Origin of the sequence: Vagococcus sp. WN89Y, from assembly GCF_052220145.1 — a bacterium.
Lineage (GTDB): Bacteria > Pseudomonadota > Gammaproteobacteria > Enterobacterales > Enterobacteriaceae > Kosakonia.
On sequence record NZ_JBQPOM010000028.1, the window covers coordinates 477,327 to 496,092 of the forward strand.

Here is an 18,766-nt window from a genome sequence, read left to right on the forward strand (position 1 = left end):
GGGTCTTTAATGAAAGGATAACGAGTGAGTCGTACAACTACCGTTGATGCAGAACTGGCAAGCGTCGTCAACGAGAAACCTGCTGTATTGCCGGGACAATATATTAAACGTGGTACCCCCCAGTTTATGCGCGTGACCTTAGCGCTCTTCTCCGCCGGGCTGGCGACCTTTGCTTTGCTTTACTGCGTGCAACCGATCCTGCCGGTGCTGTCGCATGAGTTCGGCGTCTCGCCCGCCAGTAGCAGTATTTCGCTCTCCATTTCTACGGCGATGCTGGCACTGGGCCTGCTGTTCACCGGCCCGCTGTCAGATGCTATCGGGCGCAAAAAAGTGATGGTCGCCGCTCTGTTGCTCGCCTCCTGTTGTACTCTGCTGTCCACGATGATGACCAGCTGGCACGGCATCCTGGTGATGCGCGCGCTGATTGGTCTGGCGCTCAGCGGCGTGGCGGCGGTCGGTATGACGTACCTGAGCGAGGAGATCCACCCCAGTTTTGTCGCCTTCTCGATGGGGCTTTATATCAGCGGTAACTCGATTGGCGGGATGAGCGGGCGGTTAATCAGCGGCGTCTTTACCGACTTTTTTAACTGGCGTATTGCGCTGGGGGCGATTGGCTGTTTTTCCCTCGCCTCGGCACTGATGTTCTGGAAAATTCTGCCAGAGTCGCGCCACTTCCGCCCTTCCTCGCTACGCCCTAAAACGTTATTTATCAATTTTCGCCTGCACTGGCGCGATAAAGGCCTGCCGATGCTGTTTCTGGAAGGCTTTCTGCTGATGGGATCTTTCGTCACGCTGTTTAACTATATTGGTTATCGCCTGATGCAATCCCCGTGGCTGTTAAGCCAGGCCGTCGTCGGTTTGCTGTCGGTGGCCTATTTAACCGGCACCTGGAGTTCGCCGAAAGCTGGCGTAATGACCAGTAAATATGGCCGTGGCCCGGTAATGGTTGCCTCCACCGCCATTATGCTGCTGGGCCTGCTGCTGACTCTGTTTAGCGCGCTGTGGCTGATATTTATTGGCATGCTGCTGTTTACCGCTGGATTTTTTGCCGCTCACTCGGTGGCCAGTAGCTGGATTGGCCCACGCGCCCGTCGGGCGAAAGGCCAGGCCTCTTCTTTGTACCTGTTCAGTTATTATCTGGGTTCCAGCGTGGCCGGTACACTCGGCGGCGTCTTCTGGCACAGCTACGGCTGGAACGGCGTCGGCGGGTTTATTGCCCTGCTGCTGCTGCTGGCGCTGGTGGTCGGTGGCCGCCTTCATACCCGCCTACAATAAAGACGACGCGTAATCCATGGCCCCGTTCAGGCGGGGCTACATTCACAATTAATATATATTCACGAAAATGATTCACTGAGAATATATATATCTTTCTCCCTCTTTTATTCCGCCGCTCGTTTATTATTTCCTTCACTATACTTAACGCGCATCAAAGCAAACACAACAAGGAATCGCACTATAAGGAGAAGGTAATGTGTAGCGTTTTGCATCAGTTTATTCATCAGGCAATTAATCACCCTGATAATACAGCCATAATATATGGCAACCGGCAGATAACTTACCATCAATTAGACAGACTCAGCGATCGGTTGTGCTGGCAATTACAGCAAGCCGGTATTGGTCCCGGGCATAATGTGCCGTTACTGGCGCAACTGACGCCAGAATTTATTATCGGCTTGCTGGGAATAAGCAAAAGCGGCGCCGGGTATATTCCGCTGGATAGTCACTCCTCGCCAAAACGCCTGGCGTACATTATCGGGCAAAGCGGTTCTCCGGCGATTGTCTGCTGCCATAAAGAGGGGGCCATGCGCGCTGTTTCACCCGGCCAGCGCGTGGTGCTGGTTGACCAGCCGACAGCCAGCCCCACGGTATCCGTGACGTATAACTTGCCCGGCGCTCACCACGTTGCTTACGTTATTTTTAGCTCTGACCGCACCGGTTCAGCGCATGGGGTGATGATTTCTCATGCCGCTTTGCACCATATGATTAACTGGCATAACCAGCATTTCGATCTGGATAATCTGAGCCGTGGCGCGCTCTGCAACCCGCCCGATGTGGATGTCGCCCAGAGCGAAGTCTGGTCGCCGCTGGTCTGCGGCGCAACGCTTGTGTTGCCGCAAAATAACACCGTCTGTTTACAAGCCAGCGCCCTGCACCATTTTTTGGCCGATCACGCTATCACCCATGCCTTTGTTCCCGGTGCGCTCGTCGCGCAAATGGTCAGCCTGCCGCAGCCCGTTAACCTGGCGCTACGTTATATGTTTACCGTGGGGGCGAGATGGAAACCGGTGAATCTTAAGCACGTCAATTTTCAGTTGATTAATTATTATGGCCCGCCGGAAACAACACATTTTACCACCTGTAATCCGCTCGTTTGCGCCAGCAAAAATCCGCTGGAAAGTATCGGTTTACCGATCGCCGGTGCTGAAATTTATATTCTTAACGATCAATTACAACCGGTGTCGGATGATACGCCCGGCGAAATATTTATTGCCGGGCCGGGGCTGGCTATTGGTTATTTAAATAATAACGGACTGACCAATGAAAAATTTATTATGCCAGCCTGCGCGAAGGGAAAAAGGCTTTATCGCAGCGGCGAGCGCGCACGCTGGTTAGCGGATGGCCGGGTGCAATATCTGGGGCATATTAATACTCAACTGATGTTAGCCCCTCACCCACCGGTTGCCGACAGCCGGTTATTACGCACGCTGAAAGACGATATTTATCTGGCGCGCGATATCGCAATTAAACCGTGGTTCGATGAGTATCAAATCAGAGCGCCGCACGCTATTTTTCTCACTGGCGCGACGGGATTTGTCGGATCGCATTTATTAGCCGATTTATTGCACAGCACCCAGGCACATATTTATTGCCTGGTGCGCAGCCAAAATGCCGTGCATGGCAGGAAAAAGCTCCATGACCAGCTTGCACAAAATTTTATTTCACTCAGCGATGAGTCTCTCGCCCGCATTCATGTGCTGGCGGGCGATCTTGCCGAACCCTGTTTCGGCCTGCCCTGGGATGTCTGGCAGCGTATCAGTGGCCATATCGATATCCTTTATCACTGCGCCGGCGCCGTCAACCTGGCGCAGCCCTACTCCGCGATGAAGCGCGATAATGTGCTGGGGCTGCGCGAATTGCTACGTTTTGCAGCGAATGTGCGGACAAAACCCCTCATTTTGCTGTCATCGCTGTCGGTGTATAGCTGGGATTACCTGCATACCGGCAAGCGTGTCATGCGAGAAGAGGACAATATTGATGACAACCTGCCAGCGGTCATCAGCGATAGCGGCTATGTGCGCAGTAAATGGGTGATGGAAAAAATGGCGGATTTAGCGGCCGCGCAGGGACTGCCGCTGATGACGTTCCGGCTGGGTTATGCCATCTGCCACAGCCAGACCGGTGCCAGCGCCTGGGATCAGTGGTGGGCGGGGCTGGTGAAAACCTGCATTGATACGGGCAGCACGCCGCAGTTGCAAGATCTGCGCGAAGGGCTGACTACTGTCGATTATGTGACCCATGCTATCAGCCATATCAGCCGCAACCCGCAGGCTGTGGGCCATAAATTTAATCTTGTGCATGAGGGGCAAAACAACCTGACGCTCAGCGCCTTCTTTCAGTTGCTGGAGCACTATTTCGGCTTTCACTTTTTGCCGCTACCGTTTCGCGAATGGTTAGCGCAATGGGATCGCAACACCAGCGCTCCGCTCTACCCGCTGCTTGGCTGGTTTAAAGATCAGCTGGCGGAAGGGTTGTCTGCGGTGCAGTTGTATCAGGGGGGATTTCTCGGTGATTGCAATAATGTGAAGCACTTCCTGCAAGGCAGCGATATTCACGAACCGGTATTTAGCCGCGACCTGCTGGCCAGATATTTATGCAACACCATTGGTCATCAGGCACAGGTAACGCCGTAACAAGGGAAGGTGCCCCGCATAATGCGGGGCCTGTTTTGCCCGCTAGCGAGCCTTAAAACATGGCACCAATGGACGCAGCCCCTATAAATTCACGCGCTGCATCCATCACCAACAGCGCAAAAATGACCCAGATAAACGGATTCATAATCGATGCTTGTAAAGTTTTCGTGATGGAAACGGACCGATTTAATAAAGCATGGCTTAAATCACACTTAAGCAGCATAGCAACTTTTAGCGTATTTACTTACTGAAAAGATAAATAAATCAGCAAGGTGTCGCAGAGATCACGCTTTGCAGCCAGAGAGAGAGAAACCCGCCGCAGGTTTGGCCTGTTTTTTAAGACTTTGCATTTGTGAAAGATATATGTTTGTTTTAAAAGATATTAGTAATTTATTTCTTAGCCGTCGCCTGATGCCCGGTTAACAGTGCGCGCAATGCTCACCACGACAGGCGTGAAATCTGTTTAAATAAGACAAATGGCAAACAGACGAGAACAATAATGACCTCCAACGCAAACTATCAGCAACTTGCCCGTACCTTCCTGCGCCTGTCGCGCTTTTCCCATCTCTCGGCTATCGCCAGCTGGGACATGTTCGCCATGATGCCGCCCGGCGGTAGCGCGGCGCGCGGCGAAGCGCTGGCTGAACTGAGCGTGTTGCACCACCAGATCCTGACCGACAAACAGGTCGGTCAGTGGCTGAAAGCTGCGCAGCAGGAAGATCTTAACGATATCGAGCGGGCCAACCTGCGCGAGATGACGCGCCATTATCAGGAAGCCTCATTGCTCCCCTCGTCGCTGGTCGAGTCGATGTCGCTTGCCGGGAGCAAATGCGAGCATGCGTGGCGCACCCAGCGGCCAAATAATGACTGGGCAGGCTTTAGCGCCAACCTGAAAGAGGTCGTCGCACTCAGCCGCCAGGAGGCCAGGCTGCGCGCCGAAGCCAAAGGCTGTTCGCCGTATGATGCCTTGCTTGATAAATACGAACCGGATATGACCAGCGCCCGGCTTGATGTGTTGTTCGGCGATATCAAAACCTGGCTGCCGGACTTGCTCAGACAGGCGGTGGAAAAGCAGGCGCAGCACCCCCTTCTCCCGCCACAAGGCCCGTTCCCTATCGCACTTCAGCGCGAGCTGGGGCTTGAGACGATGCAGGCGCTGGGCTTTGATTTTAACGGCGGGCGCCTGGATGTCAGCGCGCACCCGTTTTGCGGCGGCGTGCCCGAGGATGTGCGAATAACCACCCGTTACGACGAGAACGAACTGCTGAGCGCCCTGTTCGGCGTGGTGCATGAAACCGGTCATGCGCGCTATGAGCAGAACCTGCCGCGCACCTGGCCAGGCCAGCCGATTGCGCAGGCGCGCTCGACAGCGATTCATGAATCGCAAAGTCTGTTTTTTGAGATGCAGCTGGGGCGTAGCGAGGCATTTCTGCGCCGCCTGCAACCGGCGATTATCGCACGCTTTGGTATGCAGCCCGCTTTTGAAGAAAGTAATTTTATTGCGTGGAATCAGCGTGTTAAACCAGGCTTTATTCGCGTCGATGCCGACGAAGTCAGCTACCCGGCGCACGTTATCCTGCGCTATGAAATCGAACGCGCGCTGATTGATGGCGAGATTGAAGTCGAGGATATTCCCACGCTGTGGAATGAAAAAATGCAGGCGTGGCTGGGGCTTTCTACCGAAGGCAACTACCGTGATGGCTGTATGCAGGATATTCACTGGACCGATGGTGGTTTCGGCTACTTCCCGTCTTATACGCTGGGCGCGATGTATGCCGCACAGTTATTCAACGCGGCGCGTAACGCGCTGCCCGGTCTGGACACCGCCATCGCCGCAGGGGATTTCAGTGCGTTGTTCGAGTGGTTGCGGCAAAATATCTGGCAGCATGGCAGCCGGTTTACCACTGAACAGCTGATTACCAACGCTACCGGCGAAGCGTTGAATGCGGACTACTTCCGCCAGCATCTGACCCGCCGCTATTTGTAATCCCCTGCCGCCGGGCTGCGCTGCCCGGCGGTTTTGTACATTGTGTTACACGCCGACACCAATCACTCACGGAAGCGCGTCTTTGCCCCGGATATAGTGTTTTCAACGGCCCCGCAGTGGGGTTACATGAAAACCAATTCGAGGATCCTGCAATGAAAAAAGTATTAGCTCTGGTGGTTGCCGCTGCTATGGGACTGTCTTCTGCTGCATTTGCTGCTGATGCGGCCACGTCGACTCAGGCTCCGTCTGCAGCACCGACAGCCACCACGCAAGCCGCACCGGCGAAGAAAGTGCATAAGCATCATAAAAAAGCAGTTGAGCAGAAAGCTCAGGCCGCGAAAGTGAAAAAACACCACAAAGCCGCTAAAGCAGCACCTGAGCAAAAAGCCCAGGCGGCGAAAGCGAAAAAACACCACAAAGCCGCCAAACCGGCTGTTGAACAGAAAGCCCAGGCGGCCAAAAAACAGGTGAAACACGCCAAACACACGGCAAGCAAACCGGCTGCGCAACCGGCAGCTTAAGTTTTAGCTGGCCTGCGGCGTGAAATGATGCCGTCGACACTCGGCGCTGAACCTGCGGGGGAAGCGCCTTTTTTATCCGGAGGCGCTGTGATGCGACGTTATCGTTTTGAGGCTATCCTGATGGTGCTGATTATTTGCGCTATTATCGCCCTGGGTTTTTACTTTTACTAATGTAGCACGCTGATTTTACTCCCCCTTTCCTTTCGTCCCGTCTATATTTATTAACCTGGGCTTACTTTTAATAACCATAATTACCCCGCCAGAGTGTGATATGCGAAAAACTGTTGTATTGTTGGGATCGCTACTGATGTTTTCCGCACCGGGTCATGCTGATGAATCCGCCGAGGTGAAAACGTTGTTTTTCGGTAGCGACGATCGCACGCCGGTAACGAACCCGACACAGGCACCCTGGGATGCTATCGGCCAGCTGGAAACGGCCAGCGGCAATTTGTGCACGGCAACCCTGATCTCCCCGCACCTGGCGCTCACCGCCGGGCACTGTTTGTTAACTCCGCCAGAGGGCAAAATCGATAAAGCCATCGCGCTGCGGTTTGTCTCGCAAAAAGGCATCTGGCGCTATGAAATTCATGGTATTGAAGGGCGGGTCGAACCGTCGCTTGGGCGTCGCCTCAAACCTGACGGTGATGGCTGGATTGTGCCCCCTGCCGCCGCACCGTGGGATTTCGGTCTGATTGTGCTGCGCTACTCGCCCTCCGGGATAACGCCCCTGCCCATTTTTACCGGGGACAAAGCGGCGCTGACTGCCGCGTTGAAAACAGCCGACCGCAAAGTGACCCAGGCCGGTTACCCGCTGGATCACCTGCAAACGCTCTATCGCCACGAAGCGTGCATCGTCACCGGCTGGGCGCAAAACAGCGTGCTGTCGCACCAGTGCGACACCCTTCCTGGCGACAGCGGCTCGCCATTGATGCTTCACACCCCGGATGGGTGGCAGCTCATCGCCGTGCAGAGTTCTGCGCCCGCCGCAAAAGATCGCTGGCGTGCCGATAACCGTGCCATTGCGGTGACCGGTTTTCGCGACAAGCTGGAAGCACTGGCCGCAGAAGTGGAGTGAGTTAAAACTGCCGCCGCTTCAATATTTCATGCAGCGGCTTCGGCTCACTAAAATAATAGCCCTGTAGCTGGTCGCACCCGGCGAGGCGAAGCTGGCGCATCTGTATTTCGTTCTCCACCCCTTCCGCCACCACCAGCATGCCCAGCGCGCTGGCAATACGAATCGTACCGCTCACCAGCGCCGCAGCCTGGGCGTTATCATCCACCAGGCCCGCAAGGGATTTATCGATTTTAATGGTGTCAAAATTAAAGCGCCGCAGATAGCCAATGCTCGAATAACCGGTACCAAAATCATCCAGTGCGACCGCCGTACCGAGCGCTTTTAAATTAGCAATTGCCGAGCGGGCGCGTTCCGGGTTTTCCAGCACGTAAGTTTCCGTCACTTCAAGCTGCAAGCGAAACGCCGGAAAGCGACTGGTTTCCAGCACTTCAGCCACTTTATTTTCAAACTCCGGATCGCGAAATTGCGCCGGGGAGATATTCACCGATAACTTCAGATCGCTCAATGCCTGTAAATCATCACAGGCGCGGCGCAGCACAAACTGCCCCAGCGCATAAATAAGACCGCTGGTTTCCGCAATCGGGATAAATTCATCCGGCTTTAATTCTCCGGCGGCGCGCCGGGGCCAGCGAACCAGCGCCTCGACGCCGGACATCGACTGTGTGCGCGCATCAACAATCGGTTGATACCACACATCAAACTCCTGGCGCTCCAGGCCGTCACGGATATCGCTCTCAATACGCAGCTCTCTTTCGCGCACGCGGTTAAGCTCTGCATCATAGTGGGTGATGCGGGCTTTACCGTTGGTTTTTGAGTGATACATTGCAATGTCCGCCCGGCGAAACAGCTCTGAGCTGGAGCACGCTTGCAGCGTCCCGCTGGCAATCCCAATGCTGGCGCCGATATGAATCGTATGTTTACCGATACGCAGCGGAGCGCTGAGGTATTGCAGCACTTTCCCGGCAAAGTCCGTCGCCTGTTCCTGCGACCACGGCCCGCCGAGCGTGAGCGCAAATTCATCGCCCCCCATGCGCGCCAGCATGCCGTCACGCGGCACCATTTCGCGCAGGGTTTGCGCGATACTGGAAATCAGGCGGTCGCCAACATCATGGCCATAAATATCATTGACATCTTTAAAGCCATCGAGATCGATAAACACCACGCTTATCACATCTTTGCTGCCTGTCGCGCTCATTGTATTCAGATGTTCAATGAGCGCGCGGCGATTAGGTAAACGGCTCAACCAGTCGGTAAAGGCTATCCGGCGCGCGCTCTTTTCCCCTTTTGCCAGCTTATATAACCCGGCGCTGCTTAGCGTGATAAACAGCAGAATTAATCCCGCAGCGAGCAAGGCTATCTGGCGTATATTTCCCGATGCCGCACGTGCCGCCTCGGCTCCCGGCAGCTGCGGCGTCCAGTTCAGATAACCGAGCAACTCCCCGGCGGAATCGTACAAGGGCACGCTGGACTGGCTGATTTTTTTCGCGGAAAAGTGCAAATTCTTAATCTGAAACATGTCCCCAAGTTCACGAATTAGCTGCGGGCTAAGATGACGGGTGATAACCAGATAGCGGCGCATACCATCGTGCACCGGCAGGCGGTCAAGCATCGGGCGAATCAATCCAATACCGACAACGGCCACGCCTTCACGCGTACGGGTCATGCCTGCGTAAATATTTTTTCCGGAAGGCAGGCTCCCGGCATTATTACGGATAAGCGCGGCCAGCCCCTCGCCAAAAAAGCCCAGGTTGCGCTCGGTAAAGTTCTCGCTACGAAATGATCCCCACAGCACGGTAAAATGTTCGTCGAGAATAAACGTCCCGTCATAAAGATTGTTAACTTTATAATCTGCGCCCCAGGTAGAATAAAGCCACTCACGATCAATCTGCGGGCGATAAAGTTTGTCGACCGCATCGTCCCACACTGAATTATCAATGACTAATGACCAGATACGGTTAACCGATGTCTGGATAGCGCCCTGCACAGATAATGCGCTGCGCTGGGCGTCTATTTCATTGGCACGGGTGCTGATTAAATGCAGCGAAAGATAAAGCAGTGCAATAATAGAAATAATCAGGCCGCTGCCTGCCAGAAAGATCATAACGAACAATGTTCGTGCCGTCGGGATGTTTCTCCAGCTAAATGGATTTAACATGTTACTGTTTGTCCCGAAATTGACTGGGTGATTATTCCTAAGCGTAATACAGCCAGCAAATTTCGCTGCGCCGGATCAGGCGAACTTGAGCAACATCATTCCCAGCAGTAATAGCAGCAGCCCTGCCCAGCCTTTCACATTCAGGCGCTGATTGAAAAGGATCCAGCCCGCGGCAAGCGTGGCGACAATGCCAAAACCGCCCCAGAGCGCATACGCCACGGCCAGATCGATCCCTTTTACCGCCTGCGAGAGCGCGCTGAATGCCGCCAGCACCGCCAGTAACGACCCGCAACCATAGCGCTTGCGGCGAAAGCCGTCGGAATATTTCAAAAAGATATTGGCAAGGATTTCCAGCACAATGGCTAACGCCAGCCATGCACCATGCATCCACTCAAACTGAGACATGATGATGCTCCTGGCCAGGCGCTTTACAGGTTCCCGACTTAATCAGCAAAACCCCGGTTACCAGCGCTGCCAGCCCCGCTCCTTTCATTAAGGAGAGCGGCTCATCAAATAACACCACACTAAATAACGTAATCAGCAAAATACCGACACCTTCCCATAATGCATAGGCTACGCCGAGCGCTATTTTTTTAACGGCAAATGCCAGCAAAATATAAGAAAGGGCAATCATCACCAGCATAAAAATATAACCTGAGTGATTATCGCTGGTACTTGCCCATTTCATGGATAACGTACCGGTAATTTCAGCAACAATCGCTAATGCTAACAATAACCAATAAAACATTTGTTTCTCCAGCTTAAAAATAGCACGCGTTACGGCTTACCATGGCGTAAACCGAAAAATAATGAGCACCGCGCATAGCGCAGATGTTACAAAGCCGGAGAAAACTAAAGTGCGGAGCGCCAGTACCGATCGTCTGTCGGCGGGCAGCAAGAGACGTGCAGATTTAAAACTGAGATGAAGGTGTCGAACGAAATGTCCATATTCTTACAATTATTATCCGCGCATTGCTTCTCATCGTGGCGGATTAAAACTGCTCATGGTAGCTAAACGTATTTCATTTTTAGCACAGGCACCGAATGAACTCAAAGAATTTTCAATTCTTTACGCCGTAATAGCGGGCCGCCATTTATTTGCGGCGGCCTTTAATCTTTTTACCGTTGAGCATTATCTGAACTGATCCGGGCCTCTGCCAGTAAATTCCAGGACGATATAAAGAGCGCTGCAATCATTGGCCCTAACACAAAACCGTTAATACCGAAAAATTCCAGACCGCCAATCGTTGTTAACAGGATCAAATAGTCCGGCATCCGCGTATCTTTACCCACCAGCAGCGGGCGCAGAATATTGTCAGCCAGCCCGACCACCACCACAAAGTAAACGGTCAGCAAAATAGCGGTCATCAGCTCGCCGGAGGCATAAAGAAAAATCACTGCCGGAACCCAGACAATCGCTGTACCGACCGCCGGGATAAGCGACAGTACCGCCATCAGCGAAGCCCACAGCACGATACCGTTAAAGCCAGCAAACCAGAACCCGATACCGCCGAGCGCCCCTTGCACAATCGCGACCACCAGCGTGCCTTTCACCGTCGCGCGCGCAACACCGGCAAATTTCAGAAACAGGCGACGCTTGATTTTCACAGACAGCGGCACCGCCTCGAAAATTTTACGCACCAGCACGGCACCATCTTTTAATAAAAAGAACAGCAGATAGACCATCAAACAAAAGCCGATAGTAATGCCGACCGTGCCTTTGCCAATAATCACCGCGCTCCCCGCCAGATAGCGGCCAACGCTTAACGCAACGCCGGAAAGTTTTTCACGTATAGACGTAACTGAATCGAAATCATTATCACGTAGCCAGGCTTTTGCCCACTCAGGAAGATGTGCAATACCATCGCTCAACAATTGCGGCAAATTGGTCGCGTTATTTTGCAAACGTTGATACAGACTGTTTATTTCAAATGCCAGCGAAGAGAGCACCATCATCATAGGAATAAACACAATCACGCATATCAACACCACCGTGATAAGCGAAGCCAGGCCATGACGCCCACGCAAAATTGCGGATAATCGTATACGTAACGGATAAAAAATGAGCGTCAGGATCACCGCCCAGATAATGGCAGAATAGTACGGCTGGATAAGCGTAAAAAACGCCGCACTGACCAGTAACAACAGCACGATAAAGAAAAAATTATTGGTTCTAAGCGTCGTCATGCGAGCCGTCCCGTGGTGAAATAATCGTACAGTGTAGTGATTTAGCCATTGATTGTAAAAACATTAACTATATTCCGGAGCAGAATTAACTTACTGTATTTTATTTATAATTATTCCAGTTAGTTGCCTGCACTGACTAATAACATCAGATATTTCTCTGCAAGGATTAATCAACAGAGGGAAAGCGTTTTATAAAGGCTCTGTGTGTTGCCGCTTGTTGCTGCATTTTTTAAGCAAGGATGCTTGAACATGAAAGGGGTTAAGCTATACTGTATATAAATACAGTATAACAAATTATTCATAACCATTATGACCACCAGCGCGTTCCCCAGCCCGGCAGCAGATTACAGCGAAGATGCGATTGACCTGGTAAAACACCTTATCGCCCATCCATCGGCCACGTATGTGATGCGGGCCACGAGTGATGCGATGCGCGATGCGGCGATCCTGCCAGGATCGCTGTTGCTGGTGGATACCAGCCTGCAAGCCAATGATGGCGATATCGTCGTTGCGCGGCTGTTAAGCGGCTTTACCGTCAAGCGCCTGCGCCTGTCGCCCCGCCCCAGGCTTGTGGCGGATAACCCGGCACATCCTGTGGTTAATATTGATGAAGAAGAAGGCATCCATATCGTCGGTGTCGTCACCACTGTTATCACCATGCCGCGCCGCACGCGATGATTGTGACTGCGTTTTCCGGCGCGGGAGCTGGTGCAAACTCTCCGTCTTATTCCCCCTGTATGATGTGGTTTTCCCCGGATTTTTGCAGGAAAGCACGTTATGAGCAGACGACGGGTGTTGATAATAGAAGATGATGCCGATGCAGCAGGCGTACTTGAGGCTTATCTACAACGAGAAAACTACGCGATTGCTATCTCCGGCGATGGGCGCGCCGGGCTGGAGATAGCCCGCCAGTGGAAGCCGGACATTATTTTGCTGGATGTCATGTTACCGTCGATGAACGGCACGGAAGTGCTGGCCGCCCTGCGTCGCGACGGGCAGACGCCGGTTATTATGATAACCGCGATGGGCGGGCTGCCTGATAAAATCGGCGCCCTGCGCTACGGTGCGGATGATTACATTGTCAAACCTTACGACCCGCGCGAAGTCGTGGTGCGGGTGCAGGCCGTACTGCGCCGCTACCATATGCCGTCCGTGAGCGAGGAGCGCCTGCGCTGGCAGGGGCTGGAAGTGGACACCGATGCGTTCACCGCCGTGGTTTCCCGTGATGGCGCAAAGCCCCATCTCCTTGAGCTGACGCCGACAGAATTTTCCCTGCTCACGCTCCTGATGCGCGCTCCGCTTCGCGCCCATTCCCGGCTCTGGCTACTGGAACAGTGTCTGCCGGAAAGCGATGCGCTGGAGCGTGTGGTCGATACCCATATTTCTAATCTGCGCAAAAAGCTTGAAGCGGCAGGCATAACCGACGTGCTGCTGAACGTGCGCGGCGTGGGCTACAGGTTCAGGCAGCCATGAAAACAGCCGCTCATCACTCCTTATGGCGCTGGATATTTATCCGCCTCTCGGTCTTTTCCATCGTTACCGTGTTTATGTTTGTTGCTTCCATCTGGCTACGTTATGCCTTGCAGGCCGTGTGGCTCAAACAACAGATGCCGCCTGCCATTCGCGAGGAATACGCGCTGATAAAGGCCAATCCGCCACAGGATCCGACGCGCTTTCATCAGATTGTCGATCGCTGGTGGGGCGTGCAGTACGCCGACCCGAATATCGCCTCTGGCGACTGGATGACCATTGGCGTGCTGATAATCGTCCTGATCCCGTGCCTGATATTCTGGGGACTGAAAACCGTTCACCCCCTCGCCGTGCAGTTCAGTCGCTTAACCGCTGCCGCACACGATGTTGCCAGCGGCAATTTTACCGCTCAGGCGCAGCCGTTAAAAAATGCGCCCGCCGAGCTGATGGATTTAGTGCATGACTTTAACCACATGACCACGCAACTGGCCCGTTATGACCGGGAGTTGCGCGCCTCGCATGTGGCGATGGCGCACGAAATCCGCTCGCCGTTAACCGCGGCGATGGGGCGTTTACAGGGCATTATGGATGGCATCTTTGCCGCCGATGCACAGCAGCTGGCAATGATCATGAAGCAGCTGCAACTGCTTAACCGGCTGGCGGATGATCTGCAACTGTTATCCCTGGCGGATGCAAACCACCTGCCGCTCGATAAAAGCCGCTTTGATATCACCGCGCTGTTGCAGGAGAGAGTGAGCTGGCTGCGATCGCGGGCACAACAGGCTGGGGTTGACATTACGCTTGCCGGGAGTTGTTGCATGATAACCGCCGATGCCGGCAGAATCGGCCAACTTGCCGCCATTATTATCGAAAATGCCCTCTCCTATGCCCACGAAGGTAAAAAACTGCTGATAACCGTCACACCGCAGGCTCGTGCGGTGGAGATTATTTTTCGCGACTTCGGCCCCGGCGTCTCTGCGGCGTTTCTGGAGACCATGTTTGAGCGCTTTACCCGCGCCGATACCTCCCGCGCCCGCCACTTTGGGGGCAGCGGTCTGGGGCTGTCTATCGCCCGCGCCATCTGCACCGCTCACCAGGGAGAAATTAGCGCCGCATGCATAGCAACGCAGGGCCTGGCTATCACGGTGCGCCTGCCCTTAACAAACCCTTGATACAATCTACAAGGAATCTGCATAAAGCCTGCGTTAACTGATGTCATTACGGTAAGGAATCACCATTATGACAAGCACATTAACCTCCAGGCTAAAAAAACATAAACCCTGGCTGCTGTTACTCGCAGCCTCCTCGTTTGGGCTGCTGGTCGCCATGCTTTTGCACGGCTGCGGCGGGCAATATCAGGAACAGGCTCCGCCGCCCCGCCCCGTTAAATTTATGGTGGTGCCGCCGCCATCATCACAGGATGCGCAGCAACGCGTCGGGGAGATCCACGCCCACGACGAAGTGGCGCTGGGCTTTCGTGTTGGCGGTCGTCTTATTACGCGTGCGGTGGACGTTGGCGCCAGGGTTAAGGCCGGGCAGGTGCTGGCAAGCCTTGAAAGCAAGACCACCGATAATGAGTTACTGGCTGCCAGCGCATCGCTTGACAGCGCGCGCGCCGAAGAGCGCGTCAGTGCGGCAAATCTACGCCGCATGAAGCAGCTGATGCCCTCCGGCGCGATAGCCATTGCCGAACTGGACAAAGCGCAAGCTGAGTGGCAAGCCGCCGCCGCAAAACGTAAAAGCGCCGAGGCCAGCCTGCGCATTGCCAAAGAAAATGTTGACTGGTCACAGCTCATTTCCCCGGCTGACGGTATCATTACCACCGTCAGCGCGTCCGTCGGCCAGGTGCTCAGCGCCGGGCAAAATGTCGCCACGCTGGCGGCAGGCGATGCGCGCGACGCGGTATTTGATATTGCCTCGCCAGATGAGTTACATAACCCGCCCGCAAAGCGGTTTAGGGTGTCATTGCTGGCATCGCCTGCAGTGCAATCCTCTGCTCTTTTTCGCGATATCAGCCCCCAGGCCGACAGTAAAACCCGGACCTGGCGCGTACGGCTGACGCTTCAATCGCCGCCTTCCGCTATGGCACCCGGCGTCAGCGTGCAGGCTGCGCTGGGCGACGCCGGGCCGCCGGTCATCGCCTTGCCCGCCTCGGCGCTGACCCGTTCAGGCTCGCTCCCCGCCGTATTTATTATTGATGAGCAGCGCCAGCAGCTTGCGCTGGCTCCGGTCGTACTGAGCAGTTTTTCGCCCACACACATATTTGTTAGCCGGGGCCTTGCGCCGGGTAATAAGGTGGTGACAGCCGGGGTCATAAAGCTGCGCGCCGGTGAAAAAGTCCCGGCGGGAGAGGCGAGCGAATGAAAGGTGTTAACTTTTCGTCCTGGGTTTTTGCGCACCCGCAGTGCGTGGTGTTTTTTATTCTGCTGATTATGGCGACCGGAGTACAAAGCTATCAGCTGTTGTCGCGTAATGAAGACCCGGAGTTCACCATCAAGACCGCCGTTATCTCGGCCCAGTGGCCCGGCGCAACGCTACACGACACGGTAAATTTTGTCACCGATCCGCTGGAGAAAAAATTGCAGGCGATCCCGTGGCTGGATTTTGTTGAAAGCGAGACCCGCAGCGGCCGCACGGTGATCTTCATTAATCTGCGTGATGATACGCCCCCGGCTCAGGTAAAGGACATCTGGTATCAGGCACGTAAAAAGATGCAGGATATCGGCCCGACGCTGCCCCAGGGCGTCATTGGCCCGCAAGTGGATGATGAATTTGATGACACGTTTGGCACGATTTACGCCTTCACCCGCGATGGGTTTAGCGCCCGCGAGTTACGCGACCGTGTGGAGTTACTGCGCCGCGAGTTGATGTCGCTACCGGACATCGGAAAAATTCGCCTGCTGGGTGAGCAGGATGAACAAGTGGTGATTGCCTTCTCTGCGCGCAAAATGGCCGGTATGGGGATCACGCTTGCGCAAATTACCGACGCGCTTGAGGCGCAGAACGCCATCACGCCTGCGGGCACGGTACGTACCGCGCAGGAAAATATCGCCCTGCGCGTCACCGGCGCGTTTACCTCGCTTGAGAGCCTGCAAAATATCATCCTGCATATTGACGGCAATTATATCCCGCTGCGCGATATCGCCTCCGTCAGTCTGGAAGATAAAGAGCCGCCCGCGCCGCTGTTTCGCGTGAACGGGCAACCGGCAATGGGTCTGGCTATCTCAATGGCCGCCACGGGGAATATGCTTGAATTCGGCCAGGCGCTGAAAGCAAGGATGGAACATATTCGCCAGACATTACCGCACGGCATTGAAATGATCCGCGTTGCGGATCAGTCGGAGGTGGTCAGGCTTGCGGTGAAAGATTTTGTTCGCGTGCTGGCAGAGGCGGTGCTTATTGTACTGGCGGTCTCATTCGTCTCACTTGGACTGCGCGCCGGGCTGGTCGTGGCGGCGGCGATTCCGCTGGTGCTGGCCATGACATTTAGCATGATGCTGGCGTGCGATATTGGCCTGCAGCGTATCTCGCTGGGCGCGCTTATCATTGCCCTTGGCTTGCTGGTCGACGATGCGATGATAACGATAGAAGCGATGGTGACGCGGCTCGAAGCGGGCGACAGCAAGCAGGATGCGGCGATTTATGCTCTGCGCTCGACGGCGTTCCCGATGCTGACCGGTACGCTGGTAATGATTGCCGGATTTATTCCCGTGGGGTTTGCCGCCTCCAGCGCCGGGGAGTATTGCTTCACCCTTTTTGCCGTGGTGCTGATAGCCCTGAGCTGCTCCTGGCTGGTGGCTATTTTCTTCTCGCCGCTGACGGGCGTGTGGATCTTACCCGGCGATGTACAAAAACAGGGGAAACCGCCCTCCAGGCTGCGCCGGGGCTATCGCCGGGTGCTGGAGACGCTGCTGCGCCATCGTGGAGCAACGGTGACCACCGCCCTGCTGCTTCTGCTGTTATCCGGTGCGGCTACCCAACTTTTGCAGGGCGGTTTCTTCCCGCCGTCCGATCGCCCGGAACTGCTGCTTAACCTGACGCTACCGGGCAATGCCTCCCGACAAGAGACGGAACGCCAGACCCGCAGGCTGGAGGCAATATTGCGGGATAACCCCGACATTGCACATTTCACCTCCTGGGTTGGCAGCGGTGCGATCCGCTTTTATCTGCCGATGGACGTCGCGCTGGAAAACGAAAACATTGCGCAACTGGTGATTGTGGCGAAAGATTTAGCCGCGCGCGATCGCCTGGCGCACCAGCTCAGCGCCCTGCTTTCCCGCCAGTTTAGCGATATTGTCGCCAGAGTCTCTGCGCTGGAGCTTGGCCCGCCGGTAGGCTGGCCGGTGAAATACCGCGTCAGCGGGCCGGATTACGCCCACGTTCAGCGCTACGCCCGCGAACTCAGCACGCGCATTGCGCGCGAGCCGGATACCCGCGAAGTCAATATGACCGCCGGTGAACCGGAACGGTTGATAACCCTGAAGGTCAATCAGACCGCGGCGCGGGCGGTGGGCATCTCCTCTGCAAGCCTCGCCAGCGAACTCAATACGCTATGGACCGGGACGACCGCGACGGCTATTCGCGACGGTAACCGCTTAGTGGATGTCACGCTGCGCGCGAAGGATGAGGAGCGCCAGGATCTGCAGAGTTTTTCGTCGCTTATCCTCACTACAGGCGATAACCGCAAAATCCCTCTGAGCGAAATTGCCACACCCCAGTGGGGCATTGAGGACCCGCTGATCTGGCGACGCCAGCGCCTGCCGCTGGTCACCGTACAGGCTGATATCGCGCCGGGTTTGCAGGCAGAAACGGTATCCAACGCGCTCGTCCAGACGGTTGACGCGTTACGGAGCGCGCTGCCCGCAGGCTACACCATAGAAGAAGGCGGCACGGTGGCGGAATCGGCAAAAGGTAATCGCTCCGTATTTGCCGTGCTGCCTTTCGCGTTTGCCATCACCCTGACGCTGCTGATTATCCAGTTACAACGCGTTTTGCTGGTATTGCTGGCGCTGTTTATGGCCCCTTTTTGCCTGCCGGGCGTGGTGCTGCTGATGCTGCCAACCGGCACACCGATGGGGTTTGCCGCTATTCTCGGCATCATTGCCGTAGCCGGAATGATAATGCGCAACGCCGTGATCCTGATTAGCGAGGTCGGCCACAGCGTGCGCGACGGGCTGGGCACCGACACCGCCATTATGCGTGCAGCAGAGCACCGGGCAAGGCCGATTATGCTCACGGCTTCAGCGGCCATTCTTGGCATGTTACCGATTGCCGGTCAGGTTTTCTGGGCACCAATGGCCTTTGTCATCATCGGTGGGTTGCTGGCCGCCACGCTGGTGACGCTCACCGTCCTGCCGGTTTCCCTGAGCCTGGTACTCCAGGCAGAAGAAAAAATACGCGCACTGCGTATGCAAAGCTTGCATCATGAAAAAAATCATTAATAATACTGTCTATATATAC

15 protein-coding genes are annotated in these 18,766 nt (G+C 54.9%); 10 read left to right on the plus strand and 5 right to left on the minus strand.

The features are described 5' to 3' along the window. The first annotated feature begins 24 nt into the window (after positions 1 to 24). Positions 25 to 1,275 (plus strand): MFS transporter, encoded by a 1,251-nt coding sequence (locus ACTU3N_RS10775; protein ID WP_443086123.1) that lies wholly within the window; start codon positions 25 to 27, stop codon positions 1,273 to 1,275. Positions 1,276 to 1,469: 194 nt separating this feature from the next. Beyond that, the gene (locus tag ACTU3N_RS10780) at positions 1,470 to 3,911 is read left to right on the plus strand and encodes a thioester reductase domain-containing protein (RefSeq protein ID WP_443086124.1); all 2,442 of its coding nucleotides are present in this window, start codon (positions 1,470 to 1,472) and stop codon (positions 3,909 to 3,911) included. 52 nt (positions 3,912 to 3,963) lie between these two features. Here ACTU3N_RS10780 and ACTU3N_RS10785 read toward each other — a convergent pair whose 3' ends face one another. Further along, positions 3,964 to 4,134 carry a KPN_01571 family protein gene (locus ACTU3N_RS10785; protein WP_443086125.1) on the minus strand — a complete coding sequence of 57 codons (171 nt, stop codon included), beginning with the start codon at positions 4,132 to 4,134 and terminating at the stop codon, positions 3,964 to 3,966. Positions 4,135 to 4,410: 276 nt separating this feature from the next. On the opposite strand from ACTU3N_RS10785, the gene ACTU3N_RS10790 reads away from it, so the two are divergent. The 3 genes from ACTU3N_RS10790 to ACTU3N_RS10800 all read left to right on the plus strand — a co-directional run bounded on the left by ACTU3N_RS10790 (position 4,411) and on the right by ACTU3N_RS10800 (position 7,494). Then, positions 4,411 to 5,898, plus strand: coding sequence for a carboxypeptidase M32 (locus ACTU3N_RS10790; RefSeq protein ID WP_443086126.1), 1,488 nt, complete (start codon positions 4,411 to 4,413; stop codon positions 5,896 to 5,898). A 152-nt stretch (positions 5,899 to 6,050) separates the two neighbouring features. Beyond that, a complete protein-coding gene (gene asr, locus ACTU3N_RS10795) occupies positions 6,051 to 6,419 on the plus strand; it encodes an acid resistance repetitive basic protein Asr (protein WP_443086127.1) in 369 nt (122 codons plus the stop codon). Between the two features lie 271 nt (positions 6,420 to 6,690). Continuing rightward, positions 6,691 to 7,494, plus strand: a complete 804-nt coding sequence (locus tag ACTU3N_RS10800; protein WP_443086128.1) for a trypsin-like serine peptidase — start codon at positions 6,691 to 6,693, stop codon at positions 7,492 to 7,494. Between the two features lies 1 nt (position 7,495). On the opposite strand, the gene ACTU3N_RS10805 is transcribed toward ACTU3N_RS10800, so the two are convergent. The 4 genes from ACTU3N_RS10805 to ACTU3N_RS10820 all read right to left on the minus strand — a co-directional run bounded on the left by ACTU3N_RS10805 (position 7,496) and on the right by ACTU3N_RS10820 (position 11,836). Then, positions 7,496 to 9,649 carry a bifunctional diguanylate cyclase/phosphodiesterase gene (locus ACTU3N_RS10805; protein ID WP_443086129.1) on the minus strand — a complete coding sequence of 718 codons (2,154 nt, stop codon included), beginning with the start codon at positions 9,647 to 9,649 and terminating at the stop codon, positions 7,496 to 7,498. A 75-nt stretch (positions 9,650 to 9,724) separates the two neighbouring features. Further along, positions 9,725 to 10,054 carry a multidrug/spermidine efflux SMR transporter subunit MdtI gene (mdtI, locus tag ACTU3N_RS10810; protein ID WP_443086130.1) on the minus strand — a complete coding sequence of 110 codons (330 nt, stop codon included), beginning with the start codon at positions 10,052 to 10,054 and terminating at the stop codon, positions 9,725 to 9,727. Then, on the minus strand, positions 10,041 to 10,397 hold the full coding sequence (mdtJ, locus tag ACTU3N_RS10815; RefSeq protein WP_443086131.1) for a multidrug/spermidine efflux SMR transporter subunit MdtJ: 357 nt from the start codon (positions 10,395 to 10,397) through the stop codon (positions 10,041 to 10,043). The genes mdtI and mdtJ overlap by 14 nt, the downstream gene beginning before the upstream one ends. 371 nt (positions 10,398 to 10,768) lie before the next feature. Then, complete coding sequence (locus ACTU3N_RS10820) at positions 10,769 to 11,836, minus strand: AI-2E family transporter (protein ID WP_443086132.1); 1,068 nt, start codon at positions 11,834 to 11,836, stop codon at positions 10,769 to 10,771. Positions 11,837 to 12,145: 309 nt separating this feature from the next. Here ACTU3N_RS10820 and umuD point away from each other — a divergent pair, with 309 nt between their 5' ends. From umuD to ACTU3N_RS10845, 5 genes are all read left to right on the plus strand, one after another. Then, entirely contained in the window at positions 12,146 to 12,514 is a 369-nt protein-coding gene (umuD, locus tag ACTU3N_RS10825) for a translesion error-prone DNA polymerase V autoproteolytic subunit (protein WP_443086133.1), read from the plus strand. 99 nt (positions 12,515 to 12,613) lie between these two features. Then, positions 12,614 to 13,309 (plus strand): response regulator, encoded by a 696-nt coding sequence (locus ACTU3N_RS10830; RefSeq protein ID WP_443086134.1) that lies wholly within the window; start codon positions 12,614 to 12,616, stop codon positions 13,307 to 13,309. Further along, on the plus strand, positions 13,306 to 14,478 hold the full coding sequence (locus ACTU3N_RS10835; RefSeq protein ID WP_443086135.1) for a sensor histidine kinase: 1,173 nt from the start codon (positions 13,306 to 13,308) through the stop codon (positions 14,476 to 14,478). The genes ACTU3N_RS10830 and ACTU3N_RS10835 overlap by 4 nt, the downstream gene beginning before the upstream one ends. A 67-nt stretch (positions 14,479 to 14,545) precedes the next feature. Beyond that, positions 14,546 to 15,670 carry an efflux RND transporter periplasmic adaptor subunit gene (locus ACTU3N_RS10840; protein ID WP_443086136.1) on the plus strand — a complete coding sequence of 375 codons (1,125 nt, stop codon included), beginning with the start codon at positions 14,546 to 14,548 and terminating at the stop codon, positions 15,668 to 15,670. After that, complete coding sequence (locus tag ACTU3N_RS10845) at positions 15,667 to 18,747, plus strand: efflux RND transporter permease subunit (RefSeq protein WP_443086137.1); 3,081 nt, start codon at positions 15,667 to 15,669, stop codon at positions 18,745 to 18,747. Before ACTU3N_RS10840 ends, ACTU3N_RS10845 begins: the two co-directional genes overlap by 4 nt. Positions 18,748 to 18,766 lie beyond the last annotated feature (19 nt).

Coding starts and splice junctions, on each gene's coding strand:
- mdtI (WP_443086130.1), bottom strand. CDS start 10,054: ATGTCTCAGTTTGAGTGGATGCATGGTGCATGGCTGGCGTTAGCCATT.
- ACTU3N_RS10840 (WP_443086136.1), top strand. CDS start 14,546: ATGACAAGCACATTAACCTCCAGGCTAAAAAAACATAAACCCTGGCTG.
- mdtJ (WP_443086131.1), bottom strand. CDS start 10,397: ATGTTTTATTGGTTATTGTTAGCATTAGCGATTGTTGCTGAAATTACC.
- ACTU3N_RS10790 (WP_443086126.1), top strand. CDS start 4,411: ATGACCTCCAACGCAAACTATCAGCAACTTGCCCGTACCTTCCTGCGC.
- asr (WP_443086127.1), top strand. CDS start 6,051: ATGAAAAAAGTATTAGCTCTGGTGGTTGCCGCTGCTATGGGACTGTCT.
- umuD (WP_443086133.1), top strand. CDS start 12,146: ATGACCACCAGCGCGTTCCCCAGCCCGGCAGCAGATTACAGCGAAGAT.
- ACTU3N_RS10800 (WP_443086128.1), top strand. CDS start 6,691: ATGCGAAAAACTGTTGTATTGTTGGGATCGCTACTGATGTTTTCCGCA.
- ACTU3N_RS10785 (WP_443086125.1), bottom strand. CDS start 4,134: ATGCTGCTTAAGTGTGATTTAAGCCATGCTTTATTAAATCGGTCCGTT.
- ACTU3N_RS10835 (WP_443086135.1), top strand. CDS start 13,306: ATGAAAACAGCCGCTCATCACTCCTTATGGCGCTGGATATTTATCCGC.
- ACTU3N_RS10780 (WP_443086124.1), top strand. CDS start 1,470: ATGTGTAGCGTTTTGCATCAGTTTATTCATCAGGCAATTAATCACCCT.
- ACTU3N_RS10820 (WP_443086132.1), bottom strand. CDS start 11,836: ATGACGACGCTTAGAACCAATAATTTTTTCTTTATCGTGCTGTTGTTA.
- ACTU3N_RS10845 (WP_443086137.1), top strand. CDS start 15,667: ATGAAAGGTGTTAACTTTTCGTCCTGGGTTTTTGCGCACCCGCAGTGC.
- ACTU3N_RS10805 (WP_443086129.1), bottom strand. CDS start 9,649: ATGTTAAATCCATTTAGCTGGAGAAACATCCCGACGGCACGAACATTG.
- ACTU3N_RS10830 (WP_443086134.1), top strand. CDS start 12,614: ATGAGCAGACGACGGGTGTTGATAATAGAAGATGATGCCGATGCAGCA.